Raw genomic sequence first — 18,511 nt, 5'->3', positions numbered from 1 at the left:
AACGAGGACGGAACGAGGCGAGGATCACCCCCTGACGTCCGTCTCCGCGGGCGGTTCGGTCGATCCGGTCGATCCGTCCGTGTAGACGAGTTCGCCCGCCGCGCTGAGCCAGTCGATGCCCCACTTCATCGTCACCGGAACCATCGCCGTGGTGAACATGGCGAGGAAGACGAGTATCGAGAACAGTTCCTGGCCGATGATGCCGTTCGAGAGGGCGACGGCGGCGATGATGATCTCGACGGTACCCCGACCGTTCATGCCGAAGCCGATGACCACCCCCTCGCGGGAGGTGAGGTTCGTCGGGAGCGAGAAGAGCCACGAACCGGCGATCTTGCCGACGAAGGCGACGCCGACCAGTAACGCGAGCAGCCCCAGGCTCTGCGTGAAGACGTCGAGCGTGATGTCGAACGCCACCGTGACGAAGAAGACGGGCGCGAAGAAGCCGATGGCGAGGTCGTAGATCACGTCGTGCATGTGCCGATAGAGCGACTCGTGGAGGTCCGCCTGCCGGAGGAACATCCCGGCGACGAAGCCGCCGATGATCACGTGGAGGCCGGCGAGGTCGGCGAGCGCGGCGAACACGAGCGCAACCGCCAGCGCGATGGTGAACGCGGTCGTCTCGTTCACGAAGCCGTAGCGTCGGCGCAAGGCGTCGAACTGCGACCAGACGTGCGGCAGGAACCGGTACCCGATGAACAGCGTCGCGGCGAAGAACGCGAGCGCCTCGACGAGGGTGATGACGACGGCGAGCGCGTCGACGGTCCCCGCCTGGACGAAGCCGAGCACCGCGGCGAACACCACGAGCACGCCCACGTCGGAGATCAACGCGCCGCCCAGCAGGATCCCCGCGATGCGGGTGTCGAGGAGGTCGAGGTCGACGAGGATGCGCGACTTCGTCGCGAGCGACGTCGCCGCCATGGCGAGACCGAGAAACAGCGCGCCGCCGGTCGACGTGCCGATGGCGACTCCCGCGCCGTAGCCGAGCCCGAAGGGGATGACGAACGCGCCGACGGCGACGGCGAGCGCCTGGGAACCGAGCGCGAACAGGTCGTCGAGGTCCACCTCCATCCCGACGTACACCATCAGGAGGAAGACGCCCAGCTCGGCGAGGACGTCGAGCGTCTCGGACGGTTCGAGCAGCCCCAGCATCGCCGGGCCGAACGCGACGCCGGCGAGCAACTCGCCCATCATCGCCGGGTATCCGACGCGTTCGGCGGCCGCGCCGAACGTCCAGGCCACGACGAGGACAAGCAGGAGGTTCAGGACGTCGATCTCCGCCCCGCCCGCTACCATCGTCCCATCCCCGTCGCGTGTCCTATCCCCGTCGTATCCCTGCTCTCCGTCGACGCGGCTCTACCCCTCGTCGAGGCGGTCGTCGCTCGCGGCGTCGGTGACGCCGCAGCGATCCGCACCGCTACCCTCCTACGTTCGACTCCCATGATCGTTCGTGTTACGAGACCATCCGTCGACGCCGGCGTCGCGCCGGTCGTTCGAGTTCGGCCGTCTCGGCGAGCGCGCCCGCGAGTACCGTCGTCGCGCAGACGCGATCCGCGTCCAGCGCCTCGAAGGCGACGTGGTTTCGCGGGTCGTTGACGCGCACGACGACGCACTCGACGTCGCGCGCGAGCGCCTGTGCGGCGAGCAGGTTGACGCCGTCGGCCGCCGTCGAGACGACGGCGACCGTCACCCCCTCGAGCACCGCTCGCAGCGCCCCCGCGTCGGTCAGATCGAGACGGTGCGCCGTCAGTCCGGCGGCGCGCGCCGCCTCGATGGCTTCGGCGTCGGCTCCGACGAGCACTACGCCGGCCCCGCGCCGGTCGAAGCGCTCCGCGAGCGCGCGGGCGACCGCGTCGTCGCCGACGATCAGTACGGTCATGTTCTGGCCGTGGTCTGCCCCGCTTCCGTCCGGCGAGGCCCGGAGCGTTCGTCCCACCTGTGCGCTCGTCGCTAGGAATCAGATCAGTATAAGATGCGCGCTTGCATTCACAGATCGAGAATGATAGTTGGAAAAATTGCGAGATCGTCTCGGTAGTGGGGTCGTAGAAGTGCCACGTCCGCGAGGTGGAGTCGTTCAGTCGGGCCGCTCTCGGTCGTGGAACCCCCGGTACGGGCGGACGTACTCGTCTCTGATGAGGACCTCGTCGGTGATGCGGAGACCGAGGCCGCTCAGCTCGCGTCCGATGCGGTTCAGGTCGTCGTGGTCGCGCCCCACCGCGTTGATGTAGACGTTCTCGTCGCCGGTCATCACCTCCCTGACGGCGACGACGCCCGGTACGTCGAGCGCCCGCCGAACGAGTTCCTCGCGCTCGTCGACCGGGGCGGTGCAGACGAGTTTGGTGTAGAGCGGGTAGCCAGCGGCCTCGTAGTCGATGTCGACGTGGTAGCCGCGGATGATCCCCGCGGCTTCGAGCCGTTGAATCCGGTTGCGAACGGTGCTCGCGGAGACGTCCATCCCCGCCGCGATGTCCCCCGACGAGGTGTGACGCGCGTCCCGCTGAAGCCGGTAGAGGATCTCCCTGTCGACGTCGTCCAGGTTGCCGTCCTTCATTCTCGGGGGAACGTCGGCGCGCGCGGGAATCAACGTTGCCGTCCTCCGCCGCCGTCCGTACGAGCGCCCGACGCGGCGCGAGCGCCACCGACTCGGTGAACGCCCCGCTCGTCACCCTCGTCCGAAAACCGCCGGACAGCGAGCGATCGTCAGAACGTGAAACCCCGAAACAATCGATGTTTTGACTATCTCGATAGTAAAACAATCTGCAACAGAAGTAAGTGTTAATACGAGAGCGATAAAATCGAAGAGTAACCACTGGCACGTGGGATGTCGGCCTCGCGGGTTCGGGACCCGCCCCTGGTGGGACTCCTCTACCCCCCGATCGCGCGTGGACGCGCGATCGGCGCGGCCGACCGTGGCACAGTGGGATATGGCAACAACATGAACATCAGAAAACTGCTCGACGCGGACGAGAGAGGTGTCAGTCCAGTGATAGGTGTCATCCTTATGGTGGCGATTACTGTCATTCTAGCTGCAGTTATCGGCACGTTCGTGCTCGGACTCGGCGACAACGTACAGACGAACGTGCAGGCAGGTGCGACCATCCAAGCGAACGATGAGGCGGACACGATCACGACCACTTTCAACAGTCGACAGAGTGAAGATACCGTCATTGACGTTAGTTACGCTGTGACTGGTGGTACAGCCAATGTTTCATCTGGAACAACGTTAGAAGCAATAGGAGAGACAACCACTGCAACGGTGAGTGGCACCTCCGGTGATGAAGTCACAGTTACGGTAACAGTGACAGCCAAGAATGGTGATACACAGACAGTCGTAATGAACAAGGAAGTCGATCTGACGATCAACTAGCCAGTATTCGGATTAGCTTCTTTCTAGTTTTTAGAATTAGCGGTAGTCGGTTGGTGCAGTTCGAAGTATGAATCAAAACCTGAAAGGATACATATAATCGTGGCCTTTAACGGGATATGTCCACAGCAGGCTGGCGAGACTATATTCACCTCCGGAGTCTCACCAGACATTACCGTCACCATACACAATGGGGAAACCAGCCAACGGTGGATCTGTTAAAGAAGATGACGGTGATCAAGAATTAGTCGGAAGCTCTTCCAACTGATTTACCCGCAACCGAGCATAAAGAAACTACTATCTCATGGAAAATATACATATCTCCGACTATCGTCAATCCTTAGTGACTCGTCCCTTCGCCTCTACTAATCGATGATCCTCCGGACACAACGTCAACAAGTTTGAAAGCTGGTTCGCTACCTCGATATTGTCGAACTTCCTAAGTTTAGTCAGGTGATGGACTTCTAACCCACGCCCGTGTTTACGTCTGTACTTCGGTTCAGTAACCCCGCATCTCTGACATCGATATTGATCACGGAGTAGTGCTTTTTTGCGCTGATCGGGCCAGTTCGAACCATAGTAAATATACTCGCTATCGGTGTCATCGTGGCGGTAAGGTTCGAACCCTGCAGCTTCGAGCGCTGCGCTCCACGAGCCAAACGTGCGGAGAAACGGTTCGCGAGAGTATGGACCGTGCTCGACCATCTCCTGTCGAGTCGGTACCCGGTCGAGTTCCTCCGCGAGAGCGTGTATCGATTCGATCAATTCTCGCTCGGTTGCCCGTTTCGGGTACCACGCTCGGGGCTCAAGTCCTGCAGCATCCCAGGCTTCGGTCCACGTCCCGAAGGCTCGAATGTAGGGGTCTGACGAAAATTCTCCCTTTTCGTCCATCTCCCACCGCGCTGGCGTGTGACCTAACTCGTCTGCTAACTCTCGTAAGGCGTCAACAAGTTCGTCCTCGTTGTAACCGTTTTCGTGATTCGGTTCGAATCCCCCCGCCCGAAGCGCCTCCGCCCACGATCCCCACTCCCGATAGTACGGCCGTTGCGAGAATCGCCCTAACTCGTTCATCTCCTCCTGGGTGGGCGCTTTCCCCACCTCCCGTGCCAGTTCGTCCAGCGCGTCCAACAGCTCCGATCGCTCGATCCGCCGACTCGTCCGCGTCTCCCGTCGCAATCCGGCCGCCTCCTTGGCGTCGGGCCACGATCCCCACCGCCGCATGTACGTGGACGCGGAGAACATACCGTATTCCTCCACGTCCTCGAACCGAGGCGTCCGATCGAGTGTCGTCGCCACCCGCCGGAGTTCGTCGATCAACTCCTCGTCGGGCACGTCGTTCCGGTGGTTCGTGAGCAGTCCCGCGGCGTTCAGCGCCTCGTTCCACGAGCCGAACTCGCGGTAGTAGGGCATGCTCGAATGCGGGCCGCCCTCGTTCATCTGCCGGCGGGTCGGCGTCTCTCCCAGCTTCCGGGCGAACGCCCGGAGATCGGTCACGAGTTCCGTTCTGGACAGCTTCTGAGCCACGACCGAAGAAGCGCAGAATCAGTCTAAATCTGTTACTGTCAATTTCGTGGACTGGGTTTCGAAATGATGTATTCGTGACGGACGGATCTACCTTCGAACGGTGGAAGGGCGGCGATCGTCTCTCGGCACCACTCTCGCTCGATGCAGTGGTCCGAAAATGGTGACAGACAGGGTGTCCCGGGAGGGACACCGACCGCCATGGAGAGTCGGACCGTGGTGCGGCGGAGCGGCGGTCCGGAGGCGGCGTCGGATGACGGTTCCATGCGACTGGTGGCACCAGCCAATTTGACCTACGGCCCCCCGCTCGTTATCCGCGGTGGCTAGGTATCCAACCCCGGCAGGTGCCGGGCGAGGGAGACGACGGGTCGGACGCCGGTTCTCGGTCGCGCTTCGCGGGATTCCGCCGCTCACATCGAGGCGACTACCGAGATCGCGACCGGACGACGTAGTCGGTGCGACCTCGGCGTTCCCGCACGGAGGTCTCGGTATTCGGCCACTGGTTTATTTTCATGAACCTCCTGTTAGGTTCGAAAAATTATATTCCGGTGTGGCGTATCCCTCGAGACAGGGCACTACTGACCGCGGGTCGACACAGTTCCCGAGGGAAGACACAGGTGGGGACGACACGGTTCGCGTGGGAGAACCGTACGAACACGTCGATCCGCAGTCGGTCGATGCCCGTTTCCGTTCTTCGAGGTACGTCTCCGCCAGTCTCGAATTCGACGCCCAGAGGGTATCGTTTTGCGCGATTTCGACCGGTGGGCCGACCCCACGTCGACAAGCACAACACCTTTGCTCCGACGTCGTGGAGACTCGCGCATGATACGGACGCTCGACGACCTCGACGCCGACGGCGTCGCCGTCGGGGTGCGCGTCGACATCAACAGTCCGATCGGGCCGGACGGAACGCTCGCCGACGACGCTCGTCTGCGGGCGCACCGCGACACGCTCGCGGAACTGGCCGACCGCGGCGCGCGGGTCGCCGTTCTGGCCCACCAGGGTCGTCCCGGCGGGGACGACTTCACCACGCTCGAATCTCACGCCGCGCGGTTCGACGATCTCCTCCCCGCACCCGTCGAGTACGTCGACGCGACGTTCTGCGCGGCCGCCCGCGAACGCGTCGACGCGCTCGATCCCGGGACGGTGCTCGTGCTGGAGAACACGCGCTTCTACAGCGAGGAGGTGCTTCAGTTCCCCCCCGAGACCGCCGCCGAGACGTACCTCGTTCGGGGACTCGTCCCCGTCCTCGACGCCTACGTGAACGACGCCTTCGCGACTGCCCACCGCTCCCAGCCCTCCATGGTGGGCTTCCCAGTCGACCTGCCCGGATACGCCGGGCGCGTCATGGAGCGGGAACTCGACGCGCTCGGGAACATCGAGGAGACGCCCGAACCGCGCGTCTACTGCCTCGGCGGGGCGAAGGTCGACGACTCCATCGAGGTGGCCGCGTCGGTCCTCGACTCCGGTCTCGCGGACGCCGTCCTCACGTCGGGCGTCGTCGGCAACTCGTTCCTGCACGCCTCGGGGGTCGACCTGGGCGCGGAGAGCACGCGCGTGGTCAACGACCGCGCGGGCGACCGCCTCGCGCAGGCCGAGCGCCTGCTCTCCGCGTACGGCGACCGTATCCACCGCCCGGTCGACGTGGCCGTCGAGCGCGACGGCGAGCGCGTCGAGGTCCCCGTCTCCGACCTCCCGGTCGAGGAGGCGGCGATGGACGTCGGCTCGGGGACGGTCGACGCCTACGGGGACGTGCTCGCCGACGCCGGCACGGCCATCCTGAACGGTCCGGCGGGCGTCTACGAGGACGACCGCTTCGCCGCCGGGACGTGCGACCTGTTCGAGGCGGCCACGGCCGCCGGCTACACGATCGTCGGCGGGGGCGACACCGCGGCCGCCATCCGCCGGCTCGGTCTCGACGGGTTCGACCACGTGAGCACCGGTGGGGGGGCGGCGCTCGCGCTGCTCACGGGCCAGTCGCTCCCCGCCGTCGAGGCGTTGCGCTGATGGAGATCGAGGCGGCCCGGATGGGCGATGCGGACCGGATCGCCGACCTCTGGGTCGCGCTCGCGGAGGGACAGCGTCGGTACGGCTCTCACCTCTCGGCCGTCGAGAACCGCGGGACCGTCCGCGAGGCGATCGCCAGATCCATCGCCACCGGCGGACTGCTCGTCGCCCGCGAGGGGGGCGAGGTGATCGGCTTCGTCATGTTCGCACCGGAGTCGGGGGTCTACGAGCAGGCCGTCCAGAAGGGGGTCGTCGAGAACCTGTACGTCGTCCCCGAGCGCCGCGGCGAGGGGGTCGGAACGGCGCTCCTTGGAGCCGCCGAGGACGCCCTGCGGGCGGACGGGGCGGCGATCGTCGCGCTCGACGTGATGGCCGCGAACGACGAGGCGCGCCGCTTCTACCGCCGCCTGGGCTACCGCCCGCACCGCGTCACGATGGCGAAGGACAGCGAAACGGATATGGTTCCGAGGGAGAACGATTCCTAGTGAGCGCCAAGGGAGCTTGGGCGGCTCAAGCACTCGATTTGTAATCGAGAATTCGTGGGTTCGAATCCCACCCTTGGCTTGCGGTCGCGCGGTCCGCGGACCGCGCGACCGCCGACTGCGCTCCCGGACGGTAGAGTATGTCCGACTTACACTCATGACGATCCTGACATCAGTCGGTCGGCGGTGAGGGATCGCCGGACCGAGAGGGCCGTTCGATGCAGACCCCGTCGGGTAGAACGTATGTAACGAACCCGACACGGAGCGGAGGGTTATTTATCCCCCGGGCCAGAGCTACCGCGTGACTAACGCTCATGGGAGTAAGTGACGCATATTCACGCGGACGGCGGCTCGTCGAGCGGCCGGCGACCCTCGCGGTGACGGTGGTCGCGCTCGTACTGGTGCTCGATATCGTCGCGAAGCTCGTGACGGGTGCGCTCCCCCCGCAGGCGCTGGGACGCTACCTCTGGAACGGGCTGAAGCTCGGCCTGATCTACGGGCTGGCCGGCATCGGACTCTCGCTGACCTACAGTATCCTCGGCTTCGCCAACTTCGCGCACGGGGAGTACGTCACCGTCGGCGGGTTCGCGGGCTGGGCGGTCGCCTTCCTCGTCGGCGGCGTCAGCCTCGGGGTGACCGACATCGCGAGCCTGCTGCTCGTGCAGGCGAACCCCGGCACGAGCATCACGAACACGCCGTTCGCGATCGTCGCGGGGCTGATCGGGGCCATCGTCCTCACCGTCGCCGTGTCGCTGGCGCTCGACCGGATCGTCTACCGCCCGATGCGCGACCAGGACGGCATCTCGCTGCTCATCGCGAGCGTCGGGGTCGCGTTCGCGCTCCGGTACCTCATCGCGTTCGTCTTCGACCTGAACAGTCGGGGCGTGACCGGCGGGACGGTGAGCTACAACGTCGGGGGGCTGGTGATAAACGCCCACGACCTCACGCTCGTCGTGATCTCCGTCGTCCTGATGCTCGGCGTCCACCTCCTCCTCCAGCGCACCAAACTCGGCAAGGCGATGCGCGCGATGGCCGACAACAAGGACCTCGCGCGCGTGACGGGCATCCCGACCGAGCGGGTCGTTCGCTGGACGTGGATGCTCGGCGGCGGCCTGGCCGGGGCGGCGGGGTACCTCGTCGTCCTCTCGCGGGGGACCATCATCTTCGACTTCGGGTGGATGCTCCTGCTGTTCATCTTCGCCGCGGTCATCCTCGGCGGCATCGGCTCCGTCTACGGGGCCATCGCCGGCGGGATCGTCTTCGGGGTGGCGAGCAACGTCTCGCGGGTCTGGCTCACCGGACAGTGGGTGGACTTCGCGGACCCGGTGGCGTTCCTCCTGCTCATCGTCGTCCTGCTGGTCCGCCCGCAGGGGCTGTTCGGGGGGGTGACGACCGCATGAGCGCCGGTTCCCTCGGCGGTCTCGACGCCCTCAGGGAGCGGATCGGCGAGATCGACCGGCCCGTCCTCGACGCGCTGATGGTCCTCGGCATGATGCTCGGTCTCTACGCGGTCTTCGCCGTCGTCGGGAGCGTCATCGGGTTCAACACCACCGGGATCTTCCGCCTGCTCGCCAACCTGACGCTCCTGACGGCCGTCTACGCGCTCGCCGTCCTCGCGCTCAACCTCCAGTGGGGCTACGCCGGGCTGTTCAACATCGGCGTCGCGGGCTTCCTCGCCGTCGGCGCGTACTCCTTCGGGATGCTGAGCGGCTCGCCGACCGGGTCGCCGCCGGGGCTCGGTCTCCCCCTCTGGCTCGGCGTCCTCGGCGCGATGCTCGTCACGTCGCTCGTGGGACTCGCGACGGCGTTCCCCGCGCTGCGCCTCCGGGCCGACTACCTCGCCATCGCCACCCTCGCCATCTCCGAGGTGATCCGCCTGACGGTGCTCTCGAGGCCCGCGAGCCAGTTCACCGTCGCCGGCGTCACCCTCGGGACCGGCGGGGGCCAGGGCTTTCGCAACTGGCCCGAGAACCCCATCGAGGCCCTCTTCGACTCCCCGGCGGGCGACGCGATCATGGGCGTCTTCGAGGCGGTCGGCGTGACCACCACCCCGCCGGTGGAGGGGTTCGTCTACGCCCTGGTCGTCGTCCTCGTCGTCGGGGTCGTCTACCTCCTGCTGTCCCGGACGGCGAACTCCCCGTTCGGTCGCGTCCTGAAGGCCATCCGCGAGGACGAACTCGTCGCCAGTTCGCTCGGCAAGGACACCCGCGCGTTCAAGGTGAAGGTGTTCATGCTCGGCTGTGCGCTGATGGGACTCGCGGGAATCCTCTGGTACGTCTACGGCCTCAACGCGGTCGAGCCGGCCTCCTTCCGTCCGGACATCACGTTCTACGTCTTCATCGCGCTCATCATCGGCGGCTCCGGATCGAACACCGGGAGCGTCCTCGGCGCGGGGCTGTTCGCGGGCGTGCTCTTCCTCCTGCCGCAGTACCTCGACAACCTGCTCGGTGAGGTCGGGTTCCTCCGGGGCATCTCGACGCCCTCGACGTTCGCCGACGCCGTCGGGCCGCTCGCGTCGCTCGACGTCGGGCCGCTCGTCGGCTACACCATCGCCCACGTCGACCAGATGCGCTTCGTCGTCGTCGGCGTCCTGCTCGTCTACCTGATGCAGCGTCGTCCCGAGGGGTTGCTCGGCCACCGCATCGAACCCGCCGCGGCGGTCGACCTCAGACGGCGACCGGAGGGCCGAGGGGCGGCGACCGACGGCGGCGCGTCGGGAGGTGAGAGCGATGAGTGACGTCGGGACCGCCGCGAACCCGCCGGTCGACGACGCGGAGGGTTCTGACTCCGCCGTCGAGGAGGCCGCGCGGCACACGCCCCGCGGGCTCCCGCTGCGCGTCGAGGACCTCCGCATGGAGTTCGGCGGGATCACCGCGGTCGACGGCGCGACCTTCTCCGTCGAGGCGGGGTCGCTCACGGGGCTCATCGGGCCGAACGGGGCGGGAAAGTCCACCACGTTCAACTGCATCACCGGGGTCCACGCGCCGACCGCGGGTCACGTCTACTTCCAGGGCGAGGAGATCACCGGCCTGCGCCCGGATCAGATCGCCAACCGCGGGCTCGTCCGCACGTTCCAGATCGCCCGCGAACTCCACGACATGACCGTGCTCGAGAACATGATGCTCGCGCCGCGCGGACAGGTCGGCGAGTCGCTCGTCCGCTCGGTACTCCCCGGCCTACGCGGAGAGGTCGTCGAACAGGAGCGCGAACTCTACGAGCGCGCCTGGGAGACCCTGGAGTTCTTCGAGATCGACCACCTCGCGTTCGAGTTCGCGGGCAACCTCTCCGGCGGCCAGCGGAAACTGCTGGAGATGGCCCGCGTGCTGATGACCGACCCGCGGATGGTGCTGCTCGACGAACCGCTCGCGGGCGTCAACCCGACGCTCGAGAAGAAGCTCCTCCGGCGCGTCCACGACCTGCGCGAGCAGGGCTACACGTTCCTCCTCGTCGAGCACGACATGGACGTCATCATGAACAACTGCGAACACATCATCGTCATGCACCAGGGAACGGTCCTCGCGGAGGGCGAGGCCGCGGACATCAGGAACAACGAACAGGTCGTCGATGCCTACCTGGGTGAGACGATATGAGCGGGACGGAACCGGAGGCGGCGGGCGAAGCGGAGCCGACGGATCCGACGGACGGGACGGCGACCGACGGACGGGCGACCGCGGCGACGGCGGGCGAACCCGAAGACGGGTTGCTCGTGGTCCGCGGACTCGACGCCGGCTACGGCGACCTGCAGGTGCTCTCCGACCTCGACCTCACCGTCGGCGAGGGTGAGTACGTCACCATCGTCGGCCCGAACGGCGCGGGCAAGTCGACCGCCATGAAGTCCGTCTTCGGGCTGACGACCCACATGGGCGGCGAGATCACCTTCGACGGCCACGACATCGCCGGGCTGGTCCCCGAGGAGGTGATCCACTACGGCATCGGCTACGTCCCCCAGAACGACAACGTCTTCCCGTCGCTGTCGGTCGAGGAGAACCTGGAGATGGGGGCGTACATCCTCGACGCCGTGCCCCGGGATCGACTCGAAGCGGTCTACGACCGCTTTCCGATCCTGCGCGAGCGCGACACGCAGAAGGCGGGGACGCTGTCGGGGGGCCAGCGGCAGATGCTCGCGATGGGGCGGGCGCTGATGCTCGATCCCCAACTCCTGTTGCTCGACGAACCCTCGGCGGGACTCGCGCCGGACCTCGTCGACGAGATGTTCGACCGCATCGACGCGATCAACGACGCCGGGACCGCCGTCCTGATGGTCGAGCAGAACGCGAAGGAGGCCCTGCGCCGGTGCGATCGCGGGTACGTCCTCGTCAACGGTCGAAACCGCTTCGTCGACACCGGGGACGCGCTGCTCGCCGACGAGGAGGTCAGACGGGAGTTCCTCGGCGGGTAGTCGCGTCGCGAAAAGACGGGACGTCTCCCGAACTCAGCCGCTGAACTCGATCGTGTCGAGCGTCTCGACCCCGCCGCCCTTCTTGAAGCCGAACAGCTCGTACGTGGCCGTCTGGAGGTCGCCGTTCTCGTCGAACTCGACGGTGCTCGACGCGCCCTGGTAGTTGACGTCGTCGCCGTTACCGGCGGCTTCGAGCGCCTCGGCCAGCTTGTCGGGGCCGAACTTCTCGCCCTCCGGGTTGGCGACGGTCTGCATCTGCTCTGCGATCGCCGGCCCGGACTGCTCGCCCGCGGCCGCCTGCGCGAGCAGGAGCGCCGCCGTCGCGTCGTACGCCTGGGCGGTGAACACGCCCGGAGAACCGCCGTACTGTTCCTCCCACTGCTTGACGAAGAAGTCCTGGCCCGGCCCGCTGGCGCTGGGGGCGGTCCCCTTCACGTTCGCCATCGCGTTCCCCACCTCGGTCGGGAGCGTGCCGTCGCGCAGGCCGTCGGTCACGAGGACCGGGAGGCCGGTGTCGAACCCGGAGTAGAAGTCACGGAACAGCTGGATGCCGCTCTCGGGGTAGGCGATGACCAGCAGGAGGTCGGGATCGCCCCCGAGCGCCTGCTGTAGCTGCGAGGAGTAGCTCGACTGTCCCGACTGGAACGACACGGTCTGCTGGACGGTGCCGCCCTGCGCGTTCTGGAACGCGTCGGCGAACGACTGCGAGAGCAACTGCCCGTAGTCGTTGTTGACGAACAGCGTCGACGCGCTCTTCGCGCCCTCGTCGGCCGCCACCTGCGCGAGCACCTTCCCCTGGATGTCGTCCGCGGGCGGCGTGCGGAAGATGAGCCCGTCGTCGTCGAGGTTCGTGATCTCAGGCGAGGTACTGGCCGGAGAGCACGCGCAGACCTCGTTCGGGACGAACACCTCGTTCGCCGCCCGTATGGTCACGCTCGACGACGCAGCGCCGGTGACCGCCACGAAGCCCGAGTTCACGAGCGTCTCCGCCGACGTCACCCCCTGGTTGGGGTCCGTCGCCGTGTCCTCGGTCTGCGAGGAGACCTGGAAGTTGGTGTCGGCGTTCTGCAGTTGCTTCACGGGGAGTTCCGCCCCCCGGGCGATGGGCTTGCCGAGCGTCCCGAGGTCGCCCGTGAGCGGCATGAGGACGCCGACGCGGAGTTCGCCGCCGCCGCCACCGCCTCCGCCTCCGCCGCCGCCTCCGTTTCCGGAGCCGTTTCCACCGTCGCCGCCGTCACCGCCGCCGCCGAGACACCCCGCTACGAGCGTCGCGCCCGCGACCCCCGCTCCCTTCAGGAAATGCCGTCTGTCGATGCCATGTCGCATGGTAACGAGGGGTATCAAACGTGCAGATATAAACCTATCCACTCTTTCCACCTGCGTTTCGTGGTACACGAGGGGGAAGACCGGCGACGGCGTCGGACGGATCCGGGGGAGGATGTACGTGCGTGGGCAGGAATGCCCTCAGGTGTCGCGACAGTCCGCACAGAGCGCCAGGCCGTCGGCGACCTCGAGCGATCGGGTGAGCGTTCCGCACCCCTCGCAGATGCCCTGCTCGCCGTAGTTCGGCGTCGAGGAGTGCATCTCGTCGTCGAACGAGTCGGTTCCGTGGGGAACGGTGAGGATGTCCCGCTCGGTGAGGACGCCGAGGAGTTCGTCGCCGTCGGTGACGAGCAGCCGGTGGATCTGCCCGGTGAACCGGTTGCTCGCGTCGCGAACCGAGGTCCCGGGCGGGACGGTCGCGACGTCCGTGTTCATCACGTCCGAGACGGTCGATCGATCGGCGTCGCCCCGGACGTACGCCGCGAGCACGTCCGCCTGGCCGACGACGCCGATCGGTTCGCGTCCGCGCAGCACGACCGCGCAGGTCGCGTCCTCTTCGACGAGCAACTCCGCGGTCTCGGCGAGGGTGTCCCCCTCCGTCACGCCCACGTACGTCCGGGTCATCGCATCCCGGACGGTGACACTCCCATCCATGTGCGGTGGTATCACACGTCGGGACTAAAAGCTATCCCCGGCGTCGCCAGTGTCTCCGGATTTCCGCGCCGCGGACGCCGGTCGGCGGAGTACGTCCCGCGGCGACGACCACCGTCCGCTGCGACTCGTCCGCCGGGCGGTACGGGTGCGACCCGCGTCTTCGAGGTGGAGGTGGCGATCGGACTCGGCCGACGTCGCTCACGGCGTCGGTCCGTCCCAGTCCAGTTCGACGTCGGTCTCACGCTCGCGGCAGACCTCGAGGGCGTGTTTCGCCTGCATGCCGGCGTCCTGGGCCGTTCGAGCGCGTCCGACGCCCACCTTGAGTTCGACGCCGACCATGTCCCGGACGTGCTCCACGGCGTCCCGGTACTCCGCCTCGTCGAGGGACGGACAGACCGCGATGACGTTGTCGCCCCCGACGAAGAAGGACAGCGAGTCGTGGGCGTTTCGCATGTAGCGCATGAGTTCGGCGTACCCCTGCTCGATGTGGATGAACGTGTCGAAGGCGTTGAGCTGGTCGGTGTACTTCCCCGTCGCGTCGTTCACGTCGAAGTGGGCGATCTGCACGTCTCCGGGGCCGCGCTCGGCCTGGGGGAGCGGGTCGCCCTGGAGGATCTCCTGTCGGGTCTCGTCCTGTGCGCTTCCAGCGTCCTGCAACAGGGCGCTCGCCCGGCCGAGCGCGTCGATCGGCCGCTCGTCGACCGCGACGCCGAGGCTGATCGTCACCGGGTAGCGGTTGCCCACCGACTCCTGGATCAGCGCGTGGGCGTCGCGGTCGAGGCCGTTCGTCACCGCGATCATGTTGTCGAAGCGGGTGAAGAAGACGTACCCCTCGCGGTTGCCGAACAGCTGGGAGAGGTCGGCGTAGAGGCGCGACTGGAGCGTCTGGAGGTCGACCTCCCGCCGGGGTTCCGGCGTGACCGTCCACGGACCGTAGTTGTCGATCTGAACGAGGGTGACCTGTGTGCTCGTCACGGCGGTCGATACAGCGAGACGGAGTATGCTTCTTTGGTTTTGTCGGGATCGCCGGGACCTACCGGCCGTCCGCCGAGAGCCCCGCCAACCGCTCCTCGAACTGGGACGCCGCCCGCGAGAGCGAGAGCGCGTCGCGCGTCGAGTCGTAGGCCACCACGTCGGTCGCCAGCAGCTTCGGCAGGTCCTCCTCGTGGAGCGCCCACCAGACCGCCGTCCGGTCCTCGCCCGCGACGTCCTCGACGGGGACGCCAGCCTCCGTCGCCGCGATGTGCGCCGCGAGCGTCGAGAGCGCCGTCGGACCGTCGCGGCGATAGAGCAGCGCCAGCAACCGGCGGCGACGCGGCGCGGCGAGCAGGTCGTCCACGACCTCCCCCGGAAGCTCCGCGGCGTGTGATCTCGTCGCCATAGTACGAGCTTCGCCACCGGCGAGTAAGTGTGTTTCGTGCGATCACTGATCAGGGGGTGAGGTCGCCGCCGAGCAGCCGTCTCGCGACCCCGCAGAGCCGTTCGCGGAGCGGTCGGAGGACGGGATTCGCGCCGACGCCGAGGTACGCATCGAGCGGACGGTACTCGCCCGTCCGCAGGAGGTGCAGGGCCGTCGCCGCCGCCCGGTGGTTGCCGTCGACGACGCGCGTCGGCGCGCACCCCCGACGCGTCGTCAGCACGAGGGCCGGGAGCGACGCGCCGTCGGCGAGGTCGTTCGCCAGTCGCTCGACGGCGGTGACGCTCACTCCCGTCGCCTCCGGGAGTCGCGTCGCGTCGCCCGCGTCGATCCGGCGGGCGGCCCCGAGCACCGTCCCGTCGACCGAGAGCGCGCGCCAGCCGAGTTCCGACGGCCCGCCGACGACCCGGAGGCGGGTGAACCGCTCGCGGGGGAGTCGGAGCCGGTACCACTCGACCGGTCTGGCTCGCCAGACGAACGCGGCCGCGCCCGGCTTCGCCGTGAGGAGCGCGTCGAGCGCCTCGGACTCGGACAGGTTCGACGGATCGACGGACGTCCCCGGTTCGAGGCGGAGCCAGTGGGCGACGACCGTCGCCTCGTCGACGCGGACGGGCGTCATTCCACCCGCCCCAGCAGGTCGAGCTGGTGGGCGACGTACGTCAACTCGCCCGCCTCGACCTGCCCGCGTCGCGTCGCCAGCCAGTCGTCCAGCGCGTCGGGGTCGAGGGCCGCCGCGCCGCCGTCGGTCGCGTTCGGGTCGGTCGCCCGCTCGCCGACCGCCCCCGCGACGGTGTCGAGGACGTACCGCAGGAAGTACGCCTCGTCGTCCGGGTAGCCGCGATCCCGGGGGTAGACGACCCAGTCGGACCCCGCCGCGGCGAGGACGGCGGCGCGGTCGGGGAGCGCGCCGAAGACGGCCCGCCCGGCGGCGCTTCCGGCCTTCGGCTGGGCGTCCATGTGCGCGTGGTAGGCCCGCTCGACGGCGTCGTCCAGGGGGTGCGCCGGCGCGAACCGCGTCCCGCCGTCGTAGGTGATGGGGAAGTACCAGAGACCGCCGGCGCGGAGACAGGACAGGAGATCCGACAGCGCGGCGGGGTCGACGAGGTCGAGGAAGGCCTGCCCGACGAGCAGATCGTACTCGCGCTCGCGGTCGGACGCGACGGCGAGCGCGTCGCCGCGGACGAACTCGACGCGCACGCGCTCGTCGTCGCGAGAGAGGAGTACGCCACCGTCGGGCGACTCGTCCTTCGACGCTTCGTAGCCCAGTTCGCCCGCCCGCGCGGGAAGCGTCTCCCGGGCCGCCGCCAGGGTCGCCCCGTCCCGATCAACGAGGACGTACTCGACGCGGTCGGGGAGCGCGTCGCGCGCGAGAAACCGGCGAAGCGACGCGCCGAGCCCCGCGCCCACGTCGAGGACGCGGAGCGACTCCCGACCCGCGAGTTCCTCGCGGAGTCGGTCGAACACCCGGCGGTCGATCGCGCGGTCGTCCACGGTCCGCTTCGCCCGGAGGTAGCGCTGGAAGTCGTCTCCCGCCCCCGGGTCGCCCGCCGAACTCACGCCCGCTCCCTCCGCGCGGTCGGCCGCTCGGCGAGGTCCGCGAGGAACGACCGCACCCGCGGGCCCGTCTCGTCCCACGTCGGGTGACGCGCCGCGCGCGTCCGGGCGGCCTCGCCCAGCCGCGCGAGGTGGTCGCGATCGGCCTCCAGCTCCGCGAGGCGCAGCGAGAGCGCCGCCGCGTCGCCCGGTTCGACGAGGTACCCCGTGTTGCCGTGCTCGACCAGTTCGCGAGCGCCGCCGCTGGCGCTCGCGAGCGCGGGGAGGCCGAACCGCATCCCCTCCAGGTAGGCGACGCCGAACCCCTCGTGGCGCGACGGGAGCGCGAGCACGTGACTCCGTTCGAGCACGGCCGCCACCGCGGGCGTCGGGAGGTCGCCCGTGAACGCGACCCGAGAGTCCAGGTCCCGGTCGGCGACCAGCGCGCGCAGGCGGCGGACGTACCCCGGATCCGCCTCGATGCTCCCGATCACGGTGAGCGTCCACGGCGCGTCGAGCCGCGAGAGCGCCTCGACGAGCGCGTCGATCCCCTTCCGCGGGACGACGCTCCCCAGCGCAACGACGCGGAGCGGCCCGTCGTGCGCTCTCGCGTCGACGTTCACGGCGGGCGGGTCGAACTGGTCGCCGGCGGGCGGCGCGACCAGCGCGCGCTCGACGGGGACGAGGTCGCGGACCGACTCGAGGGTGGCCTCGCTGGTCGCCACGACCCCGTCGAGGGTGTCGAGGTACGCCCGCTCGACGGCACCGTAGGCGCGCCGACGCCAGCCGGAGACCTCGTCGCGCCGGAGGTGGTGGACGACGCCGACGAGCGGGCAGTCGAGACGGACGCGCAGGCGGCGGTTCGTCAGCGCGAGCGACGGGTGCGCGAGTTCGTCCTGCAGGAGCACGTCGTACTCGCCCGCGATGCGCTCTGCGAGTCGGGGGTCGAGGTTGTCGAGCAGGCCGCGCCGGTAGGTGCGCCACGGCAGGGCGATCACCTCGACGCCGTCGCCGCGCTCGCGGAGGTCCGCGACGAGCGTCCGGTCGTAGCCGAACCCGCCGGTCCGCGCGTCGAGGTCGCCGTAGACGACGAGGCCGACGCGCATCAGAGCGACTGTTCGTAGCCCGCGCAGGCGGTCTCGTCCTCCCACATCCGCACCGCGAGCGTCTCGACGTAGTCCGGGTCGAGCGCCTCGGCGGCCCGCTCCCAGACGACCCGGGCGAACCGCTCGACGCTCGGGTTGTACCCCTCGAACTCGGGCAGGTCGTTGAGCGTCTCGTCGGCGTAGCGCGCCTCCACCTCGTCGAGCACCGCGTTCACGGCGTCGATGTCGGTGAGATACTGGTAGCGGTCGAGTTCCGGCCCCGTCAGGGTGAGTTCCGCCTCGAAGTGATGCGAGTGGCGATCCCCCTCAGGTCCGGGGTTCGGCACCGTGAGGAAGTGCTGTGCGACGAAGTCTCGGGTGACGGTGACAGTGTACATGGCCTGTGGATCGTGTGACGCTCGGTGACGCGGCGTCCGACCGATCGACGGATCGCTCGATGGGACGACCGACTCTGTCCTCTCACACCTACGCGGGTACGACGGATAAAGTTGGACGTCCAACAGGAGTCGCGGTCCGAGGGGCGTCGGTCCCGGTCGAGTCGCCCGAGTCGGATCTCGGCGGGTATACATAGACGCCGTCCCCTCAAGCGCTTCCGCGCCCAACTACTCGACGTGGTCATAGCCTACTGCGCGGACTGCGCCTGGACAGAACAGACCGGAGAGGAGTGTTCCCGATCGGAGATGACGAATGCCATGGTCGACCACTACG

General features: G+C 68.0%; 19 protein-coding genes and 1 tRNA gene. 8 read left to right on the top strand and 12 right to left on the bottom strand.

Annotated elements, in window-relative coordinates:
• Positions 1–24: 24 nt before the first annotated feature.
• The 3 genes from NKI68_RS02460 to NKI68_RS02450 form a co-directional block, all read right to left on the bottom strand.
• Positions 25–1,293: a cation:proton antiporter gene (locus tag NKI68_RS02460; protein ID WP_254545108.1), complete on the bottom strand. Its 1,269-nt coding sequence runs from the start codon at positions 1,291–1,293 to the stop codon at positions 25–27.
• A gap of 157 nt (positions 1,294–1,450) precedes the next feature.
• Entirely contained in the window at positions 1,451–1,933 is a 483-nt protein-coding gene (locus NKI68_RS02455; protein ID WP_254545107.1) for an NAD-binding protein, read from the bottom strand.
• A gap of 138 nt (positions 1,934–2,071) precedes the next feature.
• Complete coding sequence (locus tag NKI68_RS02450; RefSeq protein ID WP_254545106.1) at positions 2,072–2,548, bottom strand: Lrp/AsnC family transcriptional regulator; 477 nt, start codon at positions 2,546–2,548, stop codon at positions 2,072–2,074.
• A gap of 303 nt (positions 2,549–2,851) precedes the next feature.
• Between NKI68_RS02450 and NKI68_RS02445 the strand changes: the two genes are divergently transcribed.
• The gene (locus tag NKI68_RS02445; RefSeq protein ID WP_368410917.1) at positions 2,852–3,364 is read left to right on the top strand and encodes a type IV pilin domain-containing protein; all 513 of its coding nucleotides are present in this window, start codon (positions 2,852–2,854) and stop codon (positions 3,362–3,364) included.
• 330 nt (positions 3,365–3,694) lie between these two features.
• Here the strand turns inward: NKI68_RS02445 and NKI68_RS02440 are convergent, their stop codons facing one another.
• Positions 3,695–4,885 carry a homing endonuclease associated repeat-containing protein gene (locus tag NKI68_RS02440; protein ID WP_254545105.1) on the bottom strand — a complete coding sequence of 397 codons (1,191 nt, stop codon included), beginning with the start codon at positions 4,883–4,885 and terminating at the stop codon, positions 3,695–3,697.
• 819 nt (positions 4,886–5,704) lie between these two features.
• Here NKI68_RS02440 and NKI68_RS02435 point away from each other — a divergent pair.
• The 7 genes from NKI68_RS02435 to NKI68_RS02405 all read left to right on the top strand — a co-directional run bounded on the left by NKI68_RS02435 (position 5,705) and on the right by NKI68_RS02405 (position 11,770).
• Complete coding sequence (locus NKI68_RS02435) at positions 5,705–6,889, top strand: phosphoglycerate kinase (protein WP_254545104.1); 1,185 nt, start codon at positions 5,705–5,707, stop codon at positions 6,887–6,889.
• Positions 6,889–7,374 carry a GNAT family N-acetyltransferase gene (locus NKI68_RS02430; protein WP_254545103.1) on the top strand — a complete coding sequence of 162 codons (486 nt, stop codon included), beginning with the start codon at positions 6,889–6,891 and terminating at the stop codon, positions 7,372–7,374. The genes NKI68_RS02435 and NKI68_RS02430 overlap by 1 nt, the downstream gene beginning before the upstream one ends.
• 5 nt (positions 7,375–7,379) lie before the next feature.
• Positions 7,380–7,453: transfer RNA gene (locus NKI68_RS02425), tRNA-Thr, on the top strand.
• Between the two features lie 232 nt (positions 7,454–7,685).
• On the top strand, positions 7,686–8,771 hold the full coding sequence (locus NKI68_RS02420) for a branched-chain amino acid ABC transporter permease (RefSeq protein WP_254545102.1): 1,086 nt from the start codon (positions 7,686–7,688) through the stop codon (positions 8,769–8,771).
• Complete coding sequence (locus NKI68_RS02415; protein ID WP_254545101.1) at positions 8,768–10,108, top strand: branched-chain amino acid ABC transporter permease; 1,341 nt, start codon at positions 8,768–8,770, stop codon at positions 10,106–10,108. Before NKI68_RS02420 ends, NKI68_RS02415 begins: the two co-directional genes overlap by 4 nt.
• Entirely contained in the window at positions 10,101–10,961 is an 861-nt protein-coding gene (locus NKI68_RS02410; RefSeq protein WP_254545100.1) for an ABC transporter ATP-binding protein, read from the top strand. The genes NKI68_RS02415 and NKI68_RS02410 overlap by 8 nt, the downstream gene beginning before the upstream one ends.
• A complete protein-coding gene (locus tag NKI68_RS02405; protein ID WP_254545099.1) occupies positions 10,958–11,770 on the top strand; it encodes an ABC transporter ATP-binding protein in 813 nt (270 codons plus the stop codon). Before NKI68_RS02410 ends, NKI68_RS02405 begins: the two co-directional genes overlap by 4 nt.
• A gap of 33 nt (positions 11,771–11,803) precedes the next feature.
• Here NKI68_RS02405 and NKI68_RS02400 read toward each other — a convergent pair whose 3' ends face one another.
• The 8 genes from NKI68_RS02400 to NKI68_RS02365 all read right to left on the bottom strand — a co-directional run bounded on the left by NKI68_RS02400 (position 11,804) and on the right by NKI68_RS02365 (position 18,180).
• The gene (locus NKI68_RS02400; protein WP_254545098.1) at positions 11,804–13,096 is read right to left on the bottom strand and encodes an ABC transporter substrate-binding protein; all 1,293 of its coding nucleotides are present in this window, start codon (positions 13,094–13,096) and stop codon (positions 11,804–11,806) included.
• Positions 13,097–13,234: 138 nt separating this feature from the next.
• Positions 13,235–13,747, bottom strand: coding sequence for a CBS domain-containing protein (locus NKI68_RS02395; protein ID WP_254545097.1), 513 nt, complete (start codon positions 13,745–13,747; stop codon positions 13,235–13,237).
• Positions 13,748–13,945: 198 nt separating this feature from the next.
• Positions 13,946–14,722, bottom strand: a complete 777-nt coding sequence (locus NKI68_RS02390; protein WP_254545096.1) for a GTP cyclohydrolase III — start codon at positions 14,720–14,722, stop codon at positions 13,946–13,948.
• A 58-nt stretch (positions 14,723–14,780) separates the two neighbouring features.
• Positions 14,781–15,128: a DUF7344 domain-containing protein gene (locus NKI68_RS02385; RefSeq protein ID WP_254545095.1), complete on the bottom strand. Its 348-nt coding sequence runs from the start codon at positions 15,126–15,128 to the stop codon at positions 14,781–14,783.
• Between the two features lie 49 nt (positions 15,129–15,177).
• Positions 15,178–15,783: a hypothetical protein gene (locus NKI68_RS02380; protein ID WP_254545094.1), complete on the bottom strand. Its 606-nt coding sequence runs from the start codon at positions 15,781–15,783 to the stop codon at positions 15,178–15,180.
• The gene (locus tag NKI68_RS02375; RefSeq protein ID WP_254545093.1) at positions 15,780–16,721 is read right to left on the bottom strand and encodes a class I SAM-dependent methyltransferase; all 942 of its coding nucleotides are present in this window, start codon (positions 16,719–16,721) and stop codon (positions 15,780–15,782) included. Before NKI68_RS02375 ends, NKI68_RS02380 begins: the two co-directional genes overlap by 4 nt.
• Positions 16,718–17,803, bottom strand: a complete 1,086-nt coding sequence (locus NKI68_RS02370) for a glycosyltransferase family 4 protein (protein ID WP_254545092.1) — start codon at positions 17,801–17,803, stop codon at positions 16,718–16,720. The genes NKI68_RS02375 and NKI68_RS02370 overlap by 4 nt, the downstream gene beginning before the upstream one ends.
• On the bottom strand, positions 17,803–18,180 hold the full coding sequence (locus NKI68_RS02365; RefSeq protein WP_254545091.1) for a 6-pyruvoyl trahydropterin synthase family protein: 378 nt from the start codon (positions 18,178–18,180) through the stop codon (positions 17,803–17,805). Before NKI68_RS02365 ends, NKI68_RS02370 begins: the two co-directional genes overlap by 1 nt.
• Positions 18,181–18,511: the final 331 nt, after the last annotated feature.

This window comes from Halomarina pelagica, from assembly GCF_024228315.1.
GTDB classification, from domain to species: Archaea; Halobacteriota; Halobacteria; order Halobacteriales; family Haloarculaceae; genus Halomarina; species Halomarina pelagica.
This window is presented reverse-complemented; position numbering and strand designations above follow the sequence as displayed.

Coding starts and splice junctions, on each gene's coding strand:
- NKI68_RS02460 (WP_254545108.1), bottom strand. CDS start 1,293: ATGGTAGCGGGCGGGGCGGAGATCGACGTCCTGAACCTCCTGCTTGTC.
- NKI68_RS02450 (WP_254545106.1), bottom strand. CDS start 2,548: ATGAAGGACGGCAACCTGGACGACGTCGACAGGGAGATCCTCTACCGG.
- NKI68_RS02435 (WP_254545104.1), top strand. CDS start 5,705: ATGATACGGACGCTCGACGACCTCGACGCCGACGGCGTCGCCGTCGGG.
- NKI68_RS02430 (WP_254545103.1), top strand. CDS start 6,889: ATGGAGATCGAGGCGGCCCGGATGGGCGATGCGGACCGGATCGCCGAC.
- NKI68_RS02420 (WP_254545102.1), top strand. CDS start 7,686: ATGGGAGTAAGTGACGCATATTCACGCGGACGGCGGCTCGTCGAGCGG.
- NKI68_RS02415 (WP_254545101.1), top strand. CDS start 8,768: ATGAGCGCCGGTTCCCTCGGCGGTCTCGACGCCCTCAGGGAGCGGATC.
- NKI68_RS02410 (WP_254545100.1), top strand. CDS start 10,101: ATGAGTGACGTCGGGACCGCCGCGAACCCGCCGGTCGACGACGCGGAG.
- NKI68_RS02405 (WP_254545099.1), top strand. CDS start 10,958: ATGAGCGGGACGGAACCGGAGGCGGCGGGCGAAGCGGAGCCGACGGAT.
- NKI68_RS02400 (WP_254545098.1), bottom strand. CDS start 13,096: ATGCGACATGGCATCGACAGACGGCATTTCCTGAAGGGAGCGGGGGTC.
- NKI68_RS02395 (WP_254545097.1), bottom strand. CDS start 13,747: ATGGATGGGAGTGTCACCGTCCGGGATGCGATGACCCGGACGTACGTG.
- NKI68_RS02385 (WP_254545095.1), bottom strand. CDS start 15,128: ATGGCGACGAGATCACACGCCGCGGAGCTTCCGGGGGAGGTCGTGGAC.
- NKI68_RS02380 (WP_254545094.1), bottom strand. CDS start 15,783: ATGACGCCCGTCCGCGTCGACGAGGCGACGGTCGTCGCCCACTGGCTC.
- NKI68_RS02370 (WP_254545092.1), bottom strand. CDS start 17,803: ATGCGCGTCGGCCTCGTCGTCTACGGCGACCTCGACGCGCGGACCGGC.
- NKI68_RS02365 (WP_254545091.1), bottom strand. CDS start 18,180: ATGTACACTGTCACCGTCACCCGAGACTTCGTCGCACAGCACTTCCTC.